Annotated in this window: 14 protein-coding genes and 1 pseudogene; 10 read left to right on the top strand and 5 right to left on the bottom strand. The window is 58.3% G+C overall.

Going from position 1 to position 20,055, the window contains the following annotated elements; translation table 11 throughout:
* Positions 1-93 precede the first annotated feature (93 nt).
* The 5 genes and pseudogenes from NML54_RS03165 to NML54_RS08970 form a co-directional block, all read left to right on the top strand.
* Positions 94-1,224, top strand: coding sequence for an LLM class flavin-dependent oxidoreductase (locus NML54_RS03165; protein ID WP_254755870.1), 1,131 nt, complete (start codon positions 94-96; stop codon positions 1,222-1,224).
* Between the two features lie 776 nt (positions 1,225-2,000).
* Positions 2,001-2,954: an amino acid oxidase gene (locus NML54_RS03160; RefSeq protein ID WP_254755869.1), complete on the top strand. Its 954-nt coding sequence runs from the start codon at positions 2,001-2,003 to the stop codon at positions 2,952-2,954.
* 748 nt (positions 2,955-3,702) lie between these two features.
* A complete protein-coding gene (cmtR, locus tag NML54_RS03155; RefSeq protein ID WP_254755868.1) occupies positions 3,703-4,062 on the top strand; it encodes a Cd(II)/Pb(II)-sensing metalloregulatory transcriptional regulator CmtR in 360 nt (119 codons plus the stop codon).
* Entirely contained in the window at positions 4,059-4,709 is a 651-nt protein-coding gene (locus NML54_RS03150) for a cation diffusion facilitator family transporter (RefSeq protein WP_254755867.1), read from the top strand. Before cmtR ends, NML54_RS03150 begins: the two co-directional genes overlap by 4 nt.
* 38 nt (positions 4,710-4,747) lie before the next feature.
* Positions 4,748-4,834: pseudogene (locus NML54_RS08970) on the top strand (luciferase); the annotation flags it as partial.
* Positions 4,835-5,093: 259 nt separating this feature from the next.
* Here NML54_RS08970 and NML54_RS03140 read toward each other — a convergent pair.
* Together NML54_RS03140 and NML54_RS03135 are read right to left on the bottom strand one after the other, a co-directional pair.
* Complete coding sequence (locus NML54_RS03140) at positions 5,094-5,597, bottom strand: pyrimidine dimer DNA glycosylase/endonuclease V (protein ID WP_254755866.1); 504 nt, start codon at positions 5,595-5,597, stop codon at positions 5,094-5,096.
* A 2-nt stretch (positions 5,598-5,599) separates the two neighbouring features.
* A complete protein-coding gene (locus NML54_RS03135; protein WP_254755865.1) occupies positions 5,600-7,366 on the bottom strand; it encodes a DUF7059 domain-containing protein in 1,767 nt (588 codons plus the stop codon).
* Between the two features lie 144 nt (positions 7,367-7,510).
* Between NML54_RS03135 and NML54_RS03130 the strand changes: the two genes are divergently transcribed.
* The 4 genes from NML54_RS03130 to NML54_RS03115 all read left to right on the top strand — a co-directional run bounded on the left by NML54_RS03130 (position 7,511) and on the right by NML54_RS03115 (position 14,134).
* On the top strand, positions 7,511-7,969 hold the full coding sequence (locus NML54_RS03130) for a pyridoxamine 5'-phosphate oxidase family protein (protein ID WP_005508281.1): 459 nt from the start codon (positions 7,511-7,513) through the stop codon (positions 7,967-7,969).
* 370 nt (positions 7,970-8,339) lie between these two features.
* On the top strand, positions 8,340-11,177 hold the full coding sequence (topA, locus tag NML54_RS03125) for a type I DNA topoisomerase (RefSeq protein ID WP_254755864.1): 2,838 nt from the start codon (positions 8,340-8,342) through the stop codon (positions 11,175-11,177).
* Positions 11,178-11,479: 302 nt separating this feature from the next.
* Positions 11,480-12,451, top strand: coding sequence for a Ppx/GppA family phosphatase (locus NML54_RS03120; protein ID WP_254755863.1), 972 nt, complete (start codon positions 11,480-11,482; stop codon positions 12,449-12,451).
* Positions 12,452-12,562: 111 nt separating this feature from the next.
* Positions 12,563-14,134, top strand: a complete 1,572-nt coding sequence (locus NML54_RS03115; RefSeq protein ID WP_254755862.1) for a hypothetical protein — start codon at positions 12,563-12,565, stop codon at positions 14,132-14,134.
* 495 nt (positions 14,135-14,629) lie between these two features.
* On the opposite strand, the gene NML54_RS03110 is transcribed toward NML54_RS03115, so the two are convergent.
* A complete protein-coding gene (locus NML54_RS03110; protein WP_254755861.1) occupies positions 14,630-16,039 on the bottom strand; it encodes a chloride channel protein in 1,410 nt (469 codons plus the stop codon).
* Between the two features lie 352 nt (positions 16,040-16,391).
* On the opposite strand from NML54_RS03110, the gene proC reads away from it, so the two are divergent.
* Positions 16,392-17,237, top strand: a complete 846-nt coding sequence (proC, locus tag NML54_RS03105; protein ID WP_254755860.1) for a pyrroline-5-carboxylate reductase — start codon at positions 16,392-16,394, stop codon at positions 17,235-17,237.
* 169 nt (positions 17,238-17,406) lie between these two features.
* On the opposite strand, the gene NML54_RS03100 is transcribed toward proC, so the two are convergent.
* Complete coding sequence (locus NML54_RS03100; protein WP_254755859.1) at positions 17,407-18,069, bottom strand: potassium channel family protein; 663 nt, start codon at positions 18,067-18,069, stop codon at positions 17,407-17,409.
* Positions 18,062-19,687: a TrkH family potassium uptake protein gene (locus tag NML54_RS03095; RefSeq protein WP_254755858.1), complete on the bottom strand. Its 1,626-nt coding sequence runs from the start codon at positions 19,685-19,687 to the stop codon at positions 18,062-18,064. The genes NML54_RS03100 and NML54_RS03095 overlap by 8 nt, the downstream gene beginning before the upstream one ends.
* Between the last annotated feature and the right edge of the window lie 368 nt (positions 19,688-20,055).

The following is a 20,055-nucleotide window of genomic DNA, read 5'->3' as shown; positions in this document are numbered from 1 at the left end:
GAAAATACTTGACATGTAAAGTATATGGGTTTAGATTTAAACCACCAGCCCGGCGTTACACGAACCCGAGCGCAACTTGCTAAGGAAAAAACCATGAGCACCCCCACTAACCCCACTAACCCCACTAGCCCCACTAACCCCGGCACTCCGCAATTCGAGCCGCAGCGCGACCAATCCATCCGCATCAGCCATCTCGAACCCAAGCGCGGCGACGAGAAGAAGCTCGGCTTCCTCTCCTTCGGCCACTGGGCTGAGGTCCCCGGCTCCCGCGTACCCTCCGCTGCAGAATCTCTACACCAGGCAATCGACCTCGCCGTAGGTGCCGAAGACATTGGGCTGGACGGCGCGTTCTTCCGCGTACACCACTTCGACCAGCAGCAGGCAACCCCCTACCCGCTACTCTCCGCAATCGCCGCCAAGACTGAACGCATCGAGGTCGGCACCGGCGTGATTGACATGCGCTACGAAAACCCGCTCTACATGGCTGAACTTGCCGCCATGGCAGACCTTATTGCCGCTGGTCGACTGCAGCTGGGTGTCTCCCGAGGCTCGCCCGAATCCGTTATTCGCGGCTTTGAGAGCTTCGGCTACTACCCGGCAGAAGGCGAAAACGAGGGCGATATGGCGCGCCGCCACCTCGACATTTTCCTCAAAGCAATTGAGGGTGAGGGTATGGCGCCCAGCGCTCGCGTGGCGGGCAAGTATGCCCCCGTCCAGCCGCAGTCGCCGGGTCTGCGTGAGCGCATCTGGTGGGGTGCAGGCACTGATAGCACCGCCGTGTGGACCGCTCAGAAGGGTCTGAACCTCATGTCTTCAACCCTGATGCTGGAGGATAAGGGCATTCCGTTCGATCAGCAGCAGGCGCAACAGATTCGCCTTTTCCGCTCCGAATGGGTGAAAGCGGGCAATTCGGGTGTTCCGCGTGTTTCGGTGTCCCGCTCGGTGCTGCCCATTATTGATGAAACCTCGGCGCGCTACTTCGGTCGCCGTGCTTCGGAGGACTCGCAGGATTACACCGGAATTATTGACAACAGCTTCTCCCGTTTTGGTCGTAGCTACATTGGTGATCCGGCGGATATTGCCGAAGAGCTCGCCCGTGACGAGGCGGTTAAGGCGGCAGACACCGTGCTGCTGACCATCCCGAACCAGCTGGGTGTGGACTTCAATCTGAAGATGCTTGACGCAATCGTGAAGGAAATCAAGCCCACGCTGATTACTAAGTAATATGTCGGATTTATTGAATTGGGCTTATAAATAACTTTAGAAAATTCACTGGTAAGTAAACTCGAGTGCAGAATGGTATGAAAAGAAATAAGCTGCATGGAATATCATTTGCTGTCTGATGCAGATTTACAATTTGTATCCTGAGTGAATTTTTCTTAATGAAAGCCGCCCTCGGAGCCGTACTGCCGGGGGCGGCTTGCGTGTTCTTGTGTAGTCCTGAATCCTTCAAAGACGGGGGAGTAAGTTTGCTCTGCAAAGTTCTCTGGCTTGGTGATTGAGTGAGGCAAGACAGGGTTATCAAATGATATGTGACCTCAATAAGTGGTAATGTGATAAACATCATAGAAGTAGGGGTGGGTTCCTTCTTTCTCTAGAGGTTGATGTTGGTTTTTGGAGCGCTGGGACATGGTTTTTGTGGCTCTTCTTGGGTTTAAGCTCCTGGTCAGAGGGTATTATTCATTGTACGACATATTAAAACCACGAGTCTTCCTCCGTTGAAAACAAATCACTCAAGGGGCGTATCATAAACTATTTTTATTAATGCATCTTAATGCACCATAATGCATTTTCAATATCTTGGGGTTCTCACTATACTTAACACCCTGACCGAGATTTTCCAATAATGATTAAGCATCGCAGATAGGGTAAGCCAGTGGTTCGCTCAAGGAACAAGACGTTCTTTTAGGTGGGCATTTCTTCCGGATGCAACCCTTTGGAGTATCTTCGGTAGCGCATCGTGAATTATCGTTCAATATATAAGATAAGGACTAGTCCTCATGACTATTGAAAAGTCGTCCACCGAGGCTCAGCAGCCCGGTTTGACCCGCCGCCAGCTGGCCACCGGTGCAGCTTGGGCAACCCCCGTTATTGCTGCATCCGCCGCAGTTCCGGCATACGCAGCCAGCACCGGTAACACTGCCGGTAGTGAATACGGTCTCTTCGTGACCACCATTTGTAATGGTGGTTTTATCGGTTATACCCAGAGTGATAGCGGTCCTTTTGATGGCCCCACCAGCCCCCAGGCATACTGGGCTAACGGTGGTACCTACACCCCGACTATGAGCGTTACTTCTGAAGGTTGCGTCACCGGTGGCATGGCGAAGGTTGGTGTGGGTAGCTACACTCCTGTGACCAACTCTGGTACCGGTGCTAACGGCGGTTATGTTAGCTCGACCGGTTTCTGGTTCTCCGTACCCACCACCGCAGTAAAGACTGGCACCGGTTACGTGCCCGGTTCTAAGGCGGTTCTGAAGGCAGGCGCACGCTTTAGCACCAAGGTGACCGTAGTTGTCCCGACCACCTCCAACTGGAAGTATACTCTCGAACATATTGCCCTTGCGCGAGCTAATCAGAACTGGACTAAGCCTCTCACCGGCCGCCTGCAAGATTTGAATGCTACCGCTCCGTACCTGGCCACCGAGAATGTGGCTGGCACGTGGAATGCTTCTAAGCCGACCATCAAGAATAACGGCGACGGTACCGCAACCTTTACCGGCACCATTACCTACACCACCAGCAAGGACTACACCCTGACCCAGTCCGGTACTAAGTACTACGCCCAGGTCGTTATTCTGCCCGGTGTGATTGAAGTTTTCGGGGGATACGGTTTTAAGAGCTTCACCCTGACCTCTCAGGTAGACTCGGCTACCATCAACTACTCGGGTGCTGAGGTGCCGAACCTTAAGCTGAATAACGAGCTGCAGGCCACCTCTACTATTCGTAAGTGCTAATGCAGACATCTTCTACATTAGGGAGCTGAGAGGAAGAAAACAGGGATTCTGTTGGAGCCGACGTTCGGCGTAGACAGTAAACTGAGTGCGACGCGGATGACGGTATCCACATCGCGCTTGCAGAGGTTGCACCCGGTGGATGAGAGTGACCGCACGGAGCATATCAAAGCAAGCAGACGGTGTTTGGTGCCCCGAATGTTGACACCCTGAATGAAATGGGGATGCGGAAGCTAAAGGAAGAATAAACCTCGCTCCGGCCTCATTATGCACCTTCAGGATCTGTCAGATCATGCGCAAACGTGATGGTTTTCAGGTCCCGTAACCTTCAACTCAGCCGATAGGATCCGGGATAAATCGCGCGCACTATGCGACTTACCACGGCGCTACCCGGTGTAGAAGACAGCCCTCGGCCACATCAGTAAAGCCCCGCTCCCATAGTATGGGAGTGGGGCTTTACCGCGCGTTAAAAGCTTTCGCAGAGGTTTTCAGGCGCAAGTGTTTTCAGATGCAGAAGTTCTAGAATCCCTCTGTCTAAAAATCTTTCGTCTTTTCCCAGAGCTCAATAGCGCCCGGAACCGCCTCAAAAAGCGGATGCGCACACGCCGCCAGCTCGCCGCCGTCGCTTCCGTGATGGGCGGTGGTTGCTGATGAACGCGAACTCTGCCGCCTCCCGAGGGCAAGGGCGCGGAGCGCGTGCGGCAGCCCGCACAAGTGGACGATTGGTCAGTCATCACTGTATAGTTATCGTATGCTGACTATTGCTTCACGCCTTGATGTCATGAACCGGCTCGGCCGCGCCATGGCCGACCCGACACGTTCCCGGATTCTGATGACCCTCCTCGGCGGCCCGAGCTATCCAGCCGTGCTCTCGCGCGAGCTGGAGCTGACCCGCTCGAACGTGTCCAACCACCTGACCTGCCTGCGCGATTGCGGAATCGTCGTCGCCGAGCCCGAGGGCCGCCAGACGCGCTACGAGATCGCCAACCCGCACCTCGCTGCGGCACTGACGTCCCTGATCGACGTCACGCTCGCGGTGGACGAGGCCGCGCCGTGCATCGACCCGGCATGCTCGGTGTCGGGCTGCTGTGGAACGGCGGCGGGAGCATGAGCGAGACCCTGACCACCGCACGCCGCGCGATGCTGCACCGGCGCGTCCGCTTCATCGTCGGCTTCACGATCACGTACAACGTAATCGAGGCAATCGTCGCAGTCTGGGCAGGCGTCCTCGCCTCGTCCGCGGCGCTCATTGGCTTCGGGCTCGACTCGGTTGTCGAGGTACTCTCGGCCGCGGCCGTCACCTGGCAGTTCACCCGCAAGGACCCTGAGCGGTGGGAAACGGTCACCGTCAAGGCCATCGGCATCGCGTTCTTCACGCTGGCGGCCTACGTCTCGATCGACGCGGTGCTGGCCCTGGTCGGTCGGGAGGGCCCCGACCACAGCCCGCTGGGTCTCGGTATCACCGCGCTGAGCCTGGTCGTCATGCCTCTGCTGGCGTGGATTGAGGTCCGCACCGGGCGGGAGCTGGGCTCCAAGAGCGTGATGGCCGACGCCAAGCAGCTCATCCTGTGCATCTACCTCTCCGGTGCAGTGTTCATCGGCCTCGTCCTCGACAGCCTGTTCGGCTGGTGGTGGGCTGACTCGGTCGCGGCGCTGGTCGTGGCGGTGCTCGCGGTGCGCGAAGGCCTGGAGGCCTGGCGCGGCGACGTCGAGTCGCCGTTCGAAGTGCTAGAGGACCTCGAAGACGAGGACGACTGACCCGTCACCCGACGATGAAGAGCCAGTGCTGCAACCCAGATATGCGCTACGAAAACCCGCTCTACATGGCTGAACTTGCCGCCATGGCCGATCTCATTGCGGCGGGTCGACTGCAGCTGGGTGTGGACTTCAACCTGAAGATGCTTGACGCAATCGTGAAGGAGATTAAGCCCGCGCTGACCACCAAGTAAAGACTCTGAGGTGAAGGTCCTGGGGTAAAGACCCTGAGGTAGACCCCGTGCCAAGCTGTTTCCAGCGCTCTGTAATGCGCTGAGATGCTTGTTTCCATACAGCTTGAGCCACACATACAGCGATGCCCCGGCCGGCACCCGCAAGGGTTCCGCCGGGGCATTACTATGCTCACCTTCTTAGAAATCCTTCTGTCTAAAAGTCCTTCGTCTTTTCCCAGGGCTCAATAGCGCCCGGAACCACCTCAAACAGCGGATGCGCACACGCCGCCAGCTCGCCGCGCGCCGCCAGGCGCTTGTTCAACCGGTGCTCCCACTCGGGGTCGCGCCCCGCCACCTTGTGCTGCAGAAAGGCAAGCTCGTACTCCAACTGACCCAAAGGAACGGGAATCAGTGCGACCGAAGCGTACGGGCTTTCTGTCTTGTCGGCACCGTTCTCGCCCGCACCGTGTTCGCCCGCACCAATCAGTGCGCGGTTGAACGAGTAGCCGCGGGCATCCGCCTCATCCGCCAGTCCGGACAGGTAGGCGGCAACCGCCTCTAGCGGCTGGGGATGCGCGCGAAAACGAATCAGCTGCGGATGGTTCGTGTACCCGCGAGTCAGACCCCGCAGAACCTTCTGCGCCAGCAGGGTTTCACGCCAACAAGCGACCAGGGCGCGCCGATCGAGCAGACAGGGGTGAAGGGACCAAATACGCACGCCTAGCCCTGCACTTCTGCCGCATATACCTCAGCGGCATTTTCGCCAGCCGATTCTGCGCCCGCGTGCTCGTCGCTAAAGTGCAGGAAGCTCTTGAGCACCAGCTCACGCACCGCGTGCAGCAGAGTGTCGCGCGGATGCTGCTCCTGCGTACCGCGTGCCGCGGCGGCAGCCTCGTCGTATTCAGGCCATGACAGTAGCATGGCAAGAGCCGCCACAATCTGACCCACGGCAAGCTCACCATCGCTCGCCGAGGCAAAGCCCGCCGTCTCAGTGGAGAGCAACTGGGTGCGGCACAGACCCGAACCTGCACGCAACAAAATGACGCTGGGGTGCTCGGCACCGGGGCGGCCGTGGCGTTCCTCGGTGACGTCCTCGGCGACCTCCAGATGCGCGGTAAGGAGCGCCTCATCGTCCATGGCGGCGAGGCGGTCATAGCGGCGCACGGACTCGGTGAGGGCGCGGGCGATGGGATGCTGAATCGGGTAGGTGATCTCCTCGAAACGCTGCAGGGGTTCAGTCATGCCTGCCGCGGTCGCCACTGTCGGGCGGCGCAGCCAAATCATGCCGAAACCAATAGAATGAACGTTCCGGGAAGCGAAGTCGTTCAGGTACGCCACGTAGGTCTGCTCGTAGTGGCTGCGGTCGCGGTTCTCACTCGCATCCTTCAACCAGGTCTCCGCGTAGGAGGCGGGGGTCAGCGCCTCACGCTGAATAAACCACGCCTCCGCGCCGCCGTCGGCAACCCATGCACGCGGACGCTCATCCCACGGGCTCAGTGCTTCCGGGCCTGCAGAATCGCGAATAATTTCCCAGTTGCCCAGCATCTGCGCGCGGCCACCGGGCACCAGCACCGACGGCAGCTGACGCACCATCGCGCTCACAATTTCGTCACCGGGCAGGCCGCCGTCGCGGTAGGTGAACTGCTCCTCGGCGCTCTCACCGGCAACACGCGGGGTAATCACGAACGGCGGGTTCGACACCACCAGGTCAAAAAGCTCACCGGCAACCGGCTCCAGCAGGGAACCCTCACGCAGGCTCACGCGCGCCTGCGGGTTCTGCGGATCAATATTGAGTGCCTGCGCGTTCAGCAGCAGGTTAAAACGGGTGAACGCCAGGGCACGCTCCGAAATATCGGTGGCGGTCACGTGCTCAGCGTGGGCGAGCAGGTGGAAGGTCTGAATACCGCAGCCGGTGCCCACATCCAGGGCACGCTTGACGGGGGTGCGTTCGGTAATCTGCGCCAGAGTCAGTGAGGCATGACCAATGCCGAGCACGTGATCCTTACGGAGCACGCCGGGGCGCTGATGCGCGCCCAGGTCGGCGGCAACAAAGATTTCGGTGCCGTCATCGGCGGCGTGCGGGCGCAAATCAACGCTCGCGGACCAGCGGGCAGAATCCGCGGCATCGCGCTCAATCAGCGCGGCATCCTCGAAGTCAACCAGGGCATTGCCGAAAACCTCGGCTGCCTCAGCCTCAGTGAGCGGGCGAGCCAGCAGGAAAAACGCCAGCAGACGCGCCAGGTTTTTCTCACCCGCGCTGTAATCGCCGCACAGAATATGCTCCACACGCCACAAGCCCGGAACCACCTGGTCGCGAGCCATCGCCTCAGCTGCCTCAACACCGAGCAGCTCCTGCACAGCGTCATAGCTGTAGTTCAACGCCAGCAGGCGTTCACGGATGCGGGTCAGGCGGGCGTAATTATCGCTGCGGGGAGCATCTGCAACGGCGGCGTACTCGGGAGCGAAAGAGGCGGCAGAAATAGTCATGCACACCATTCTACGCACCCGCCGCATCTGCCCGGGCGCGCCCACCGCATATAGATGGCAGCGCAATGACACAGCTCCGACCCACCCACTGACCAAAATTGTCATCTGCGCAAGAGCGCCCACCCCATCGCATACACTGAAACCATGAGTAACCTGTACCCCGATGAAAGTATCAGCGTCGACAAGTGCTGGGAGCGTCTGCACGCAAACACTCTCGGCCGCCTCATCCTCACTGACGGACAGCACGTCGATGTGCTGCCCGTGCTCTACGCCGTCGCCAGCCAAGACGACAAGCAGGAAATCTACATCCGCACCACCCGCGGCAACAAGTTCTCCTCCGTGGTGGTCAGCCGCCGCGTCGCCTTCGAAATTGACGAAACCCTCGAAGATGGCATCCGCTCCGTCATCGTGGTCGGTATCGCCCACTGGCTACCGCCGGAAATGACCCCGCAGATCGTGCGTACCTTCGACCTGCCCGACTCCGAAACCCACGAAATGCAGTGGGTGCGCATCGCGCCGCAGACCGTGTACGGCCGCGAATACCCGCTGCTACCCGCATACCTGGACGGCACCCACCCCAACTCGGATACCCTCACCAGCTAGAAACGCAGGTGAGCGGGTGCGGTGCATCCCAGTGCTATACCCTGCATGAGTTCCGCACACCCGCCCTGTACACACACCCCTGTACACATACCACCGCTCCGGTACCGTATGATGTACCGAGTACCCTGCGCACTCACGCAAGCTCAACAAACCCGGTCCTCATCAACCAGAACCGGGCCAGCTCGCCTCGCGCCGGTCCCCCGCGTGCTCGCCGCATGAAACGCACCGAGCGCACCACATCAACCCAACATAAACTACACCCCTACCAATCACCTCACCTCACGTACACCACAACCCGCCGGCGCCCACAAGCGCCAGCGTAGGTTATGGTTGAATACGTAGCTTTTCAACATACAGATAGAGGAGTGCCGTGCCCGCTCAGGCAAAGACCGGAAAAGCCCTGCTGATTGTGGAGTCTCCCTCCAAGGTCAAAACCATTAGCAGCTACCTCGGCGAGGACTACCTTGTCGACTCGTCCATGGGCCATATCCGCGACCTTCCGCAGCCCTCCGAACTACCCGAAAACCTCAAAAAGAGCCCCGTCGGCAAGTTCGCTGTCAACGTTGAAGAGAACTTCGACCCCTACTACGTGGTCAACCCCGACAAAAAGAAAAAGGTCGCCGAACTCAAGCGCAAGCTCAAAGAAGTAGACGCGCTCTACCTGGCAACCGATGGTGACCGCGAAGGTGAAGCCATCGCATGGCACCTGAAGGAAGTCCTCAAGCCCAAGGTACCCGTCTACCGCATGACCTTCCCCGAAATCACCCGGGAAGCCATTCAGCGTGCCTTCGGCGAACTGCGTGACATCGACCTGCACCTGGTCGACGCGCAGGAAACCCGCCGCATCCTCGACCGCATCTACGGTTACGAAATTTCCCCTGTACTCTGGCGCAAGGTTGGCCGCGGCCTCTCCGCAGGCCGCGTGCAGTCCGTCGCAACCCGCCTCGTCGTCGAACGCGAACGCGAACGCATGGCATTCGTCGCCGCCAACTACTGGGACCTGACCGGACGCTTCCTGACCGCAGCCTCCGAAGGCTTCGACGCCAAGCTGGTCGCCGTAGACGGCAACCGCATCGCCACCGGCAAGGACTTCGCCGACAACGGCACCCTCAACACCTCCAAGGTCACCCACCTGAACGAGGAAGCCGCCCGCGCGCTCGCCGCAGCCCTGCAGTCCGCCGCGTTCTCCGTACGCTCCGTTGAGACCAAGCCGTACAAGCGCCGCCCCGCAGCGCCGTTCACCACCTCCACCCTGCAGCAGGAAGCCGCACGTAAGCTGCGTTTCTCCTCCCGCGTGACCATGCAGGTGGCGCAGCGCCTCTACGAAAACGGTTACATCACCTACATGCGTACCGACTCGGTGGCACTGAGCGAGCAGGCAATCTCCGCCGCACGCCGCCAGGCATCCGAGCTGTACGGCGCAGAATTCGTGCCCTCCGCACCGCGCGTGTACACCTCCAAGAGCAAGAACGCGCAGGAAGCCCACGAAGCAATCCGCCCCGCCGGTGACACCTTCCGCACCCCGGACGCTGTGCGCGGCTCCCTGTCCAACGATGAGTTCCGCCTCTACGAGCTAATCTGGAAGCGTACCGTCGCCTCCCAGATGGCTGACGCGACCGGTTCCACCGCCTCCGTGCGCCTGGGCGCCGTGGCATCTAACGGCCAGGACGCCGAGTTCGCTGCATCCGGTACCGTCATCACCTTCCGCGGCTTCCTCGCCGCCTACGAGGAGGGCGTTGACGCATCCCGCGTGGCTGAGCGTGAGGCGAAGGACGCTGAGAAGCGCCTGCCGAACCTGACCACCGGCGAGGCACTGACCGCCGAGGCGATTGAACCCGCCGGCCACGAGACCCTGCCGCCTCCGCGCTACACCGAGGCCTCCCTAGTGAAGACCCTGGACGAGCTGGGCATTGGCCGCCCGTCCACCTACGCGGCGGTTATTTCGACCATCATGGACCGCGGATACGTGAACGTTCGTTCTGGTTCGTTGATCCCGTCCTGGATCGCGTTCTCCGTGGTGCGCCTGCTCGAATCCAGCTTCGGCCCCTACGTGAACTACGAGTTCACCGCGCAGATGGAAGAAGACCTCGACCGCATCGCACGCGGCGAAGAATCCCGCGTCGAATGGCTGGGTGAGTTCTACTTCGGAGGCGGCTCCAAGCGCGGTCTGAAGCCCATCGTCGACAACCTCGGCGAGATTGATGCCCGCAGCATCAACTCCATCCCGATCGCGGACGGCATTGTGCTGCGTGTGGGCAAGTTCGGCCCCTACCTGGAAGCCCAAGGCACCCTTGACACCGAAACCGGCGAACTGACCGAACCGATCCGCGCGAACGTACCCGCCGACCTGGCACCGGACGAACTGACCGAAGCGAAGGCACGCGAACTGCTCGAACAGGGTAAATCCGACGGCCGCGTGCTCGGCGTGGACCCGGTCTCCGGCAACCAGATCGTGGCACGCGACGGCCGCTACGGCCCCTACGTCACCGAAGTCATCGAAGAGATGACCGAGGAGCAGATTCAGGCGTACCTGGACGCGCAGCCGACCGAATACTACAAGAACGGCAAGCCCAAGCCGAAGAAGAAGCCCAAGCCCGCCAAGCCGCGCACCGCGTCCCTGTTCAAGTCCATGGACCTGGCGACCGTGACCCTGGAACAGGCGCTGCAGCTGATGAGCCTGCCGCGCGTGCTCGGTACCGACGCTGAGGGCGTGGAGATTACCGTGCAGAACGGCCGCTTTGGCCCGTACCTGAAGAAGGGCACGGACTCCCGCTCGATTGGCAGCGAGGACGAGATTTTCACGATTATGCTGGAGCAGGCGCTGGAGATTTACTCCCAGCCGAAGCAGCGCGGTCGTGCGGCGGCTAAGCCTCCGCTGGCTGAGCTGGGCGTGGACCCGGTCAGTGAGAAGAAGATTGTGGTGAAGGACGGCCGCTTTGGCCCGTACATTACCGACGGCATTACGAACATTACGGTTCCGCGTGCGGAGTCGGTCGAGTCGCTGACCCACGAGCGTGCGGTGCAGCTGCTTGCTGACAAGCGTGCGAAGGGCCCGGTCAAGCGTAAGACCGCCGCGAAGAAGACCACTACGGCTAAGAAAACTAGCACTGCTAAGAAGACTACGGCTAAGAAGACGACTGCGAAGTCTACTACTACCGCGAAGAAGACGACCACTCGTAAGACCGCGGCGAAGAAGACCGCCGAGTAGCTCTTCTACCTGAAGGCGCAGGACGCGTCCCGAACCCCTTAGCGGGGTGGGGCGCCTCCTGCGCCTTTTGCGTGCTCGGGCTTTGCATACCCGGAAGAGTACATGTCCGGCACATTTTTGTGCCCGCGCTGTGTTTCTTAGGCTTGCGCTGTGTTTCTTAGGCTTGCGCTGTGCTGATGCTGGGCATCCGCCCGGATTGTTTGCGGAGTGAGCCGCGCCTCTGACAGACTGGAAGAGGCGCCGCACCTGCGGTACCGCACGCAGACGATATCCCGCCGGGCGGTGGGGGAGGGGAGCGCATCGTGCGCCTGGGAGTTCTGGATGTCGGGTCGAATACGGTCCACCTGCTACTGATTGACGGCCGCCCTGGAGCGCGCCCCGAACCGTACGCATCGCACAAGATTCCGTTGCAGCTCGTGCAGTACCTCGACGCTGAGGGCAATATCTCGCAGGAGGGCGCAGACGCGCTGACCCGCTTCGTGACCAGCGCCCGCGACTTCGCGATCGAGAATGAGGCGGAGGACCTGCTGGCGTTCTCCACGAGCGCTATCCGTGAGGCGGGTAATGGTGCGGCGGTGTTGCATCAGGTGCGTGAGCAGACCGGCGTGAGCCTGAACGGTATTTCGGGTGATCAGGAGGCGGCGATTACGTACTTTGCGGTGCGCCGCTGGCAGGGCTGGGGTGCGGGCCGCATCCTTGATTTTGATATTGGTGGCGGTTCGTTTGAGTTCTCGACGGGTACGAATGCGTTGCCGGATGCGGCGATGAGCGTGCCGTTGGGTGCGGGCCGTTTGACGCGTGAGTTTTTTGATGAGCAACCGCCGAGCCCGAAGCAGGTGAAGCGTCTGCGTAAGTATGTGCGTGAGCAGATTGCCCCGGTGGCGGAGAATCTGTTGCGTTATGGTGCGCCGGATATGACGGTGGGTACGTCGAAGACGTTCCGTTCGTTGGCGCGTATTTGTGGTGCGGCACCGTATTCGGCGGGCCCGCATGTGAAGCGTGAGATGCATTTGCAGGATTTGCGCCTGTGGACTCGTCGCATGGAGGCGATGACGGTGTCTGAGCGTAGCGATTTGCCGGGTGTTTCGAAGGCGCGTGCGGAGCAGATACTGGCGGGCGCTATCGCTGCGGAGGCGGCGATGGAGGCGTTCGGGGTTGAGACGATGCGCGTGTGCCCGTGGGCGCTGCGTGAGGGCCTGATCTTGAAGCGTATTGAGCACCTGGCGGAGGGTACGGGTACTCCGGTCAACCCGAAGACCCTCCTGGGTGAGTAGAACATGATGATGAACCCCGCAGGCTGGTGCGTAATGGGCACCGGCCTGCGGGGTCAACACATATAACGAAAATAACCCGCTGACAACGATGTAGGAAAGGAACGATCACCGATGAAAAAGCAAGAAATAATCGACAAAGTTAATGCTTCTTATAATATCGATAAAGTAAATAAAATATGGGGAGAAAACCATGAGGAGAAACGAAAGAAAATATTCTGGGGGAATGTTTTGAGAATTCCATTTCGAGTATTTCTGGGATTTTCCATTATATATTTTTCTCCATTTATTGTTAATCTTCCTACTATCATTAAATCGCCGGAAAAGGTAGATAGTGTTTTATGGGCATTAATTCGGGCATTTTTCAATTCCCCATATTATATTTTCGATTTGAGGATTGGTATTATTACATCAATTGCGAGTTTGCTTCTGAGCCTTTTTGTTAGTGTTGGGAAGTTTGCGGATGGTGCGGGCGGTATTAATGGTGAAGCCCGACGTGCAGCATATAGGCAGTTTGCTAGAATTGTGGGCTATATTGTTTTTGCTGTATTTGTAATTGTTTTTTGGCATGGTCTTCTGGCTGGGTATTTCCAAGGGGTATCTTACGCGCCTGAATTTTTTGGTGATTGGGCTAATGGTCCAGGTTGGGGAAAGCAAGTTGTTCCACCGGATATAAAACTTGAAAGATATGCTGATATTCCTTTGTGGACATTAATATTTTTTGCATGGTTTACCCTGTCATCTTCTTTGATGTTAACGTATAACGAAAATGATATTTTGATAAAGTATGCATCAATTTTGCAGAGAGTTAAAAATGTTTCTGAGCTTCAAGGTGCATCTGTTGAGTTGGCTTATAGAATTATTGATCAAGAACGTGTAGGTAGCAAGCGTGAATTAGGCTTTGTAAATCAAGGGGTCAGTGTGAATAAGCTGGACGTTTCCAGGTCTGGTGGAGAAGCGGTCTATGAATTTAACCGTATAGTTTCTCGAAATAGGGGTTACACTGGGTTCGACATCAAAGGCGCCTTTTGGATTTATTTTTCTGGTGTTGAATGGGTAAAGATTACTGTACCCTGGTTGGCTTCGCTTCTCTTTGCGCAAACTATGCCGAGGGAGCACGGTTTTATATTCATATTTTTTGTTACGTTGCTTGTCATTCTCTGCGTATGTGCTGGCCTCAGTTCTGCAACCTACTTATTTAAGGAGATATATGAGTTTAATGTACTTAATATTAGGAAGGGTAAGCAAAAAATCTTTGAATTTTTTAGGTTTTACTTTTTTAGGATATTTGAGGGTGTAACGGTGTGGGTGCTAGTTTCTCAGATATCTATTGATGTAATCGAAGCTTTTGTCGTGGAGATATCTCAGTTGATTGAGGGGCAAGAAATCTTCTGGGAATCTCATAGTGGATTAGCAATCTTTGTGTTTTTTGTGATTAGTTTGATTATTGCTTGTCTTATTACTTATTATGTAAATAACACGATTCGAAAGAGTCTCGCTCTAGCTATTGAAAGCTTCATTTCTGATAATTATTCGAATGAGATGAAAATGCTCATAAGGGGTGATGGGGGGAGCTTTCCCGAAGGTAGTGTAGATTATGTATTGGTTGCATACATATATTGCCTGGTGAAAAATAGTGGTGAAATATATTCTGAATATGAATCTGGGTCTGATGCTAAAGACTGACTTTATTTGTAAAATTTTCAAATCAGATTTGATATTATTTGAATGCCCTAGCCTTGAATGATTTTGAAATTCTTATAGTATTGATGATATTGTAGGTTTCTTAAATTTCATAAGTATGTGATTCGCTGAATAGCGAGAAGCCACATGTGTTTCGAACAGCCACATCATAAGTGGCTTCTGGAAACACATGTGGCTTCTCGCTAGGGGGCTATGACCCCTCCAGAATTTGTGCCACGGTTTAGCGTCTTCGACCATGGTTTTTAACTACGACCAAAGACACTAACCTATGACAGAAATCCTTAACCCATGACCGAATCTCCGGCTGTGCCAGGTGGGCGGGAGCCGGTTATGGGTTATGCCTTTTCGTCGATAGGTTAGTGTCTTCACTGCGGGTTAAAGACTCGCGGCGAAGGCACTAACCTATCGAAAACCTCGGTCTAAAAAGCAGGCAGCCTCGGACACACACGCATCCGGGGCCGCCCCTATTTCTGAAATCTACTTCTTGGCGCCGAATAGTCGCGTCCACGCCCAGCGGGTCAGCACCGCCGTACCCACCGCAACCGCCATCGGCAGCCACGCACTTGCACCCTGACCCGTAAACCCAATCAACAACGTCAACGCAGACAGCGGAGCATTCATCGACACACCCAAAAACGCCGCCGTACCCGTCAACGCCGCCGCATACAACACCATAGACGCGCCACCAGGCACCCCGCACAAAGCAGGGAACGCCCACAGCACCAGTGCAGCCACACAAAACGCAGCCGCCGCACCCAACGCCAAACCCGGCGTCAACGTACCGCCATAAGAACCGAAACGCAGACTCAACACCACCACGGCAGCCTTCGCAACAGCCAACGCCAACACATACACAGCCGCCGCCGCGGTCAAACCGCCCGCCGCCGCATCCAACGACACATTAAACGTGTGCTGAGTCAGCAGACGACCATTACCCAGAATCTCCGGAAGCCACAGCGAAACCACCGCGACCAGCGCAAACGCCACAGGAATACGCCACAGAAGAGAACGATCCTTCGCCTTCAACTTCTCCGCACGCTGCGACAACGCCCTAAAACCCAACGCCAACGGAGTCAACACCATACCTGTCAGCGCTGCCACCGTCAGCGTCGTCGCATCTAACGGAAGCTGCGGCACCGGGTACGTCGGTTCATTGACAATCACCAGATTCGCCGTGACCGTCGCCGTCCACACCGTCACCGCACCCACATACAGCGACCGCAAGCTCAGACCAACAGCCATCACCTCCACAAGGTACACCACGCCACCAATTGGCACCTGATACACCGCCGCCAAACCAGACGCCGCACCCGCCGCCACCAGCAGACTACGCTCACGAACACCCAACAGCGGGGCACCATCAGCGCCCACAAAACCAAGACGCTCCAGCAGATTCGAGGTACGGCCAGCCGCCAAAGCACCCAGCTCACGAGGCGCAACCTCCTTACCCACAGGAGAGCCCGCACCCACCGCAACAATCTGAATCACCGAATGGGCGATCTGCCGCCACAGCGACGGGGTACGGGCCTCCTCGGTAGCACCGGCAATCTGCGACTTCACGCCGACCACACGCCGCCCACCGGACTGCAGGTAATACCAGACCAGCGCCACAAACGGGCCCAGCGCCGCCAAAACCAGGGCACGACGCACCGGATCGGCACCGTCAGTCACCATCGGGTGGTGCCCCTCAGCCTGACCGAAAGTTAGCTCCTGCATAAAATCCAGAACATAATGCAGAGCAATCGCGCCCAAGCCGCTGAACACGCCCGTGACTAGCGCGGCAAGGGTCAGCCCCAGCAGGAGGCGAAATGAAAAAGAACGGAAACCCGCAGGGTTCTGCGGGCTATTCGGGGAAGAATTCGAGGAAGAACCAGTATGAGAAGACATAGAAAAAGGGGTTTGTGTGTTGCGTGCTGTGCGGTGTTGGAGGCTTCATGCCCGGCACAAACTGCCGCGGGTGAAGCTGTTTTCATTCTACGCCCGCAGAATTACGCCCTCCCTGGCATGCCAGAACGTGAGAAGCGGAGCCCTGCGCATTGGGTTGCGGAGCATGAGGTGAAGCCGCCGCCCAGAAAACGCGGGAGAAACACGAGCCAGGTCACATGCCCGTAGCCACACCCGCTATGCTGGAAGGGTACACCTCCACGCGCCCGCCGCGCACCGAACAGTAGCCCCCGGAACACACCGGCGGCACGCCTGCTGGCACCCGGCGCAGGCACCCCATTAGGAAGGATCAACGATGACCGCAACTATTGCTTTTCTCGGCACCGGCTCCATGAACGGTTCCATCGCCGCAGGTCTGCTCGCTGCAGGCCACGACCCCGCCCACATCCGCGCCACCGTGCGTAGCGAAGAATCTCGCGCCGCCCTCGCCCAGCGCCTCGGCGACAAGGTAGAAATCATCACCACCGGCGGCGAAGCTGACGGCAACCACAAGGCAACCGCCCACGCAGACGTCGTGCTGCTCGGCGTGAAGCCCTACGGCATCGTCGAGCTCGCCCGCGATATCGCACCCGCCCTCGCGCCTAATGCTGTTGTGGTGTCCGTTGCTGCTGGCGTGACCCTCGAAACCCTCGCCGAGTGCCTTCCCGCAGGTCAGCCCATTGTTCGCTGCATGCCGAACACCCCCTCCTCCGTGGGCAAGGGCGTGCTCGCCATCTCCGCTACCGACACCGTGAAGGACGAGCAGAAGAAGCTCGTCGAAGAGGTCCTGGGCACCGTTGGTCTGGTTGTTGAGGTCCGCGAAGACCAGATGGATGCGGTCACCGCCGTCTCCGGTTCCGGCCCGGCATACGCGTTCCTGCTTGCGGAGGCGATGGCAACCGCCGGTGAGAAGCTCGGCCTGGACGCAGACACCGCCCTCAAGCTTGCCAGCGCAACCGTTGCCGGTGCGGGCTTCCTGCTCGACACCAACCCGGATGCGCCCGCCCTGCGCCGCGCCGTGACCAGCCCGAACGGCACCACCGAGCGTGCGCTGAACACCTTCGTGGACGGTGGCCTCTTCCAGCTGACCGAGGACGCGATGCGCGCCTGTGCGGCACGTTCGGCGGAAATGAGCCAGCTGTACACCGCTGACGAGGACTAACCAGCGGGGACTAATCAGCGGGGCTAATACCGCCCGGTAGCGTCCCTCTGACTAGGTAAAAATACAGAAAAACAGCCTCCTCCCGGCAGAACGGGAAGAGGCTGTTTTTCTATGTCTAATCGCGGGCTACTCAAGCGCGGGTTGCTCAAGGCAGCGAGGAAAACTGCGCTTAGGGCCGCGCTGCGAAACGCTCAATCAGGTCCACCTGACCGGACACAATCAGAATGTCACGCGAATGAATGCGGGTGGTCGCGTCCGCGTAGGTGAAGTCCTCACCGGGGGACTTAATACCGACCACAGACACACCGTACTTGGAGCGAATATCCGACTCGGCGAGGGTAAAGCCGTAGGTTTCCTTGGGCGGGCGCATCTTCGCAATCGCGAAGTCGTCATCAAACTCAATGTAGTCCAGCAGTCGACCCGAGACGAGGTGCGCGGCGCGGCGGCCGGCATCCGCCTCCGGGTAGACCACGTGGTGCGCGCCAATACGCTCCAGAATCTTGCCGTGTGCGGGGGTGATAGCCTTCGCCCAGATACGCTCCACACCAATGTCTACGAGGTTCGCGGTAATCAGCACGGATGCCTCCACGGAGGTGCCCACACCCACCACGGCGGAGCCGAACTCGTCCGCACCCAACTGGTGCAGGGTGTCGATATCGGTCGCATCGGCGGAGACCACGTGGGTCAGCACGCCGGACCACTTCTGCACCAGTTCGGGGTCCTTTTCGATGGCGAGAACCTCTTTGTTCTGTACGCGCAGCTGCGCGGCAACAGCAGCACCGAAGCGACCCAAACCAATCACAAGGACGGGGGCGTTATGTGCACTAGCCAATGGTGGGCCTTTCTTCGGGGAACTTGTAGAGGCGGCGGCGTGAACGCATTGCCAGGCCGGTTGCGGCGGTGGTCGTGCCGATACGGCCGATGAGCATGAGCACGCTGAGCACGTACACGCCTGCAGGTGGCAGGCTTGAGGAGAGCCCGCTGGACAGGCCGCAGGTGCCGAAGGCGGAGATGACCTCGAACATAACTTCCTTGAGGTCTGCGCCGCTAATCATGACCAGGGTCGCCGCGCCGATACACACCATGGTAGCGCTCATAACAAGCACCGAGATAGCAATGCGTAGGGACGACTCGGGGATCGTGCGGTTGAACGCGACGACCTTCTGGTCGCCTCGCGCCTCAGCGAGGATGGACAGGGTAATCACGGCGATGGTGGTGACCTTCACGCCGCCCGCGGTCGAGCCGGAGCCGCCACCGATGAACATGAGCCCGTCGGTGAGGAGGGTGGAGACGGGCGTGATGGTATCCATGTCGACTAGGTTGAAACCGCCTGAACGCATCATTACGGAGGCAAAGATGGCGTTCAGAATCTTATCGCCTAAGGAATAGGAACCGATGGTTGCGGGGTTATTCCACTCGAAAAGACCCCAGAAGAACGCGCCAAAACCGAAGAAGAAGGTCGTGGTGACCACGGTCAGCTTTGCGGTCAGCTGCCAGCGGGAGGGGTGGAACGGGTTGCGCTGAATCGCAATAAATACGGGGAAGCCTAGTGAGCCCAGGAACACGGCGGCGCAGATGGGGCCGAGGATGAACAGATCGTGACCGTAGGGTACGATGCCGTCGGAGTGAGGGGTGAATCCGGCGTTGTTGAAGGCGGAAACGGCGTAGAAGATGCCGTGCCAGAGTGCCTCGTGCGGTGCTTCACCGAGCGCAAGGAAGCGAGGGGTGAGAAGCAGGGCGATGAGCGCTTCAACCGAGAAGGACGCGTACGCCACGGCCTTGACGATGCCACCGACCTCGCCGAGCCTGCTGATGTTCAGGTCTTCCTGCGTAATGAGTTTGGTGCGCAGACCCATTTTGCGGCCGATAGCCAGCGCCAACAGTGAGGTGATGGTCAGCGTACCCAGGCCACCCACCTGGCAGGCGAGAAGAATCATCGCCTGACCAAACGTAGACCACTGACCCGCCGTGGAGACGGTGGTCAGACCGGTCACGGTCACCGCGCTGGTAGAGGTAAAGACGGCATGGTGTAGCGCGATTCGCTGTCCGTCTGCCGAAGAAATCGGCAGGGACAGCATGATAGTGAAGAAAGCGATGACCAGGATGAAGACGCTGATTGCGGTGCGTGAGGGTGACGCCAGAACGGAGGAGTCGATGAAGTCGCGGAAGCGTTCGAGGGTTTTCCGGTTGAGCTCTAGCGGATTGTGTTTGTGTTGAGCATCAGGGCTCTCGTGGGTGTGGTCGCGCAGGGCGGGCATGCGGTCGAGCTTAATGCCGGGCACGCTGGTGAGAATGCTCAGGTTTTCGGCCTTGAGACGGTCGCGTCGGCTACGGTGGACCTGGTGATTTTGTGGTTCGGAGGTGACACCGCTGAGGGTATCCCAGCGGCGGTTGAGCTGGCCCTGGGGGTGGTGGTGTCGGCGCCGGGTACGGCGGATGATGTGTCCCATGCGCCTCCTTCAGTGGGTGTCTTGGGTTGGTGTTTTGGGCGGCGGATATGTGCCTATTTTGACGCCTTCTAGTGTATCGCGCCTAATGTGTGCGGAGGGGGTTGTAGTTGCGGTGGCTTGGAGCTAAATATGTGGGCTTTGAGAAGAAGCATTGTTGGTTTTGTGGGTGGAGCCACGAAAACTATATATTCTGTATTTGTTATATAAGTATTGAGGAGGGTTAAGGGTGGTCATATGCCAGGGATGAGATACATAAACTCCGCGCCATGTGTGATGGACACTTCATGCTTTTATACCCTTCAATGCTTCATCTTGAGTTAGTGTTCAGGCTTCTTTCAGAATTTTTGAAGGTAATTTTCGTATCAGCC

Source organism: Rothia gullae, assembly GCF_024294905.1.
Taxonomy (GTDB): Bacteria; Actinomycetota; Actinomycetes; order Actinomycetales; family Micrococcaceae; genus Rothia.
The sequence above is the reverse complement of the archived record's forward strand: the minus strand, read 5'-3'. Positions and strand labels throughout refer to the sequence as shown.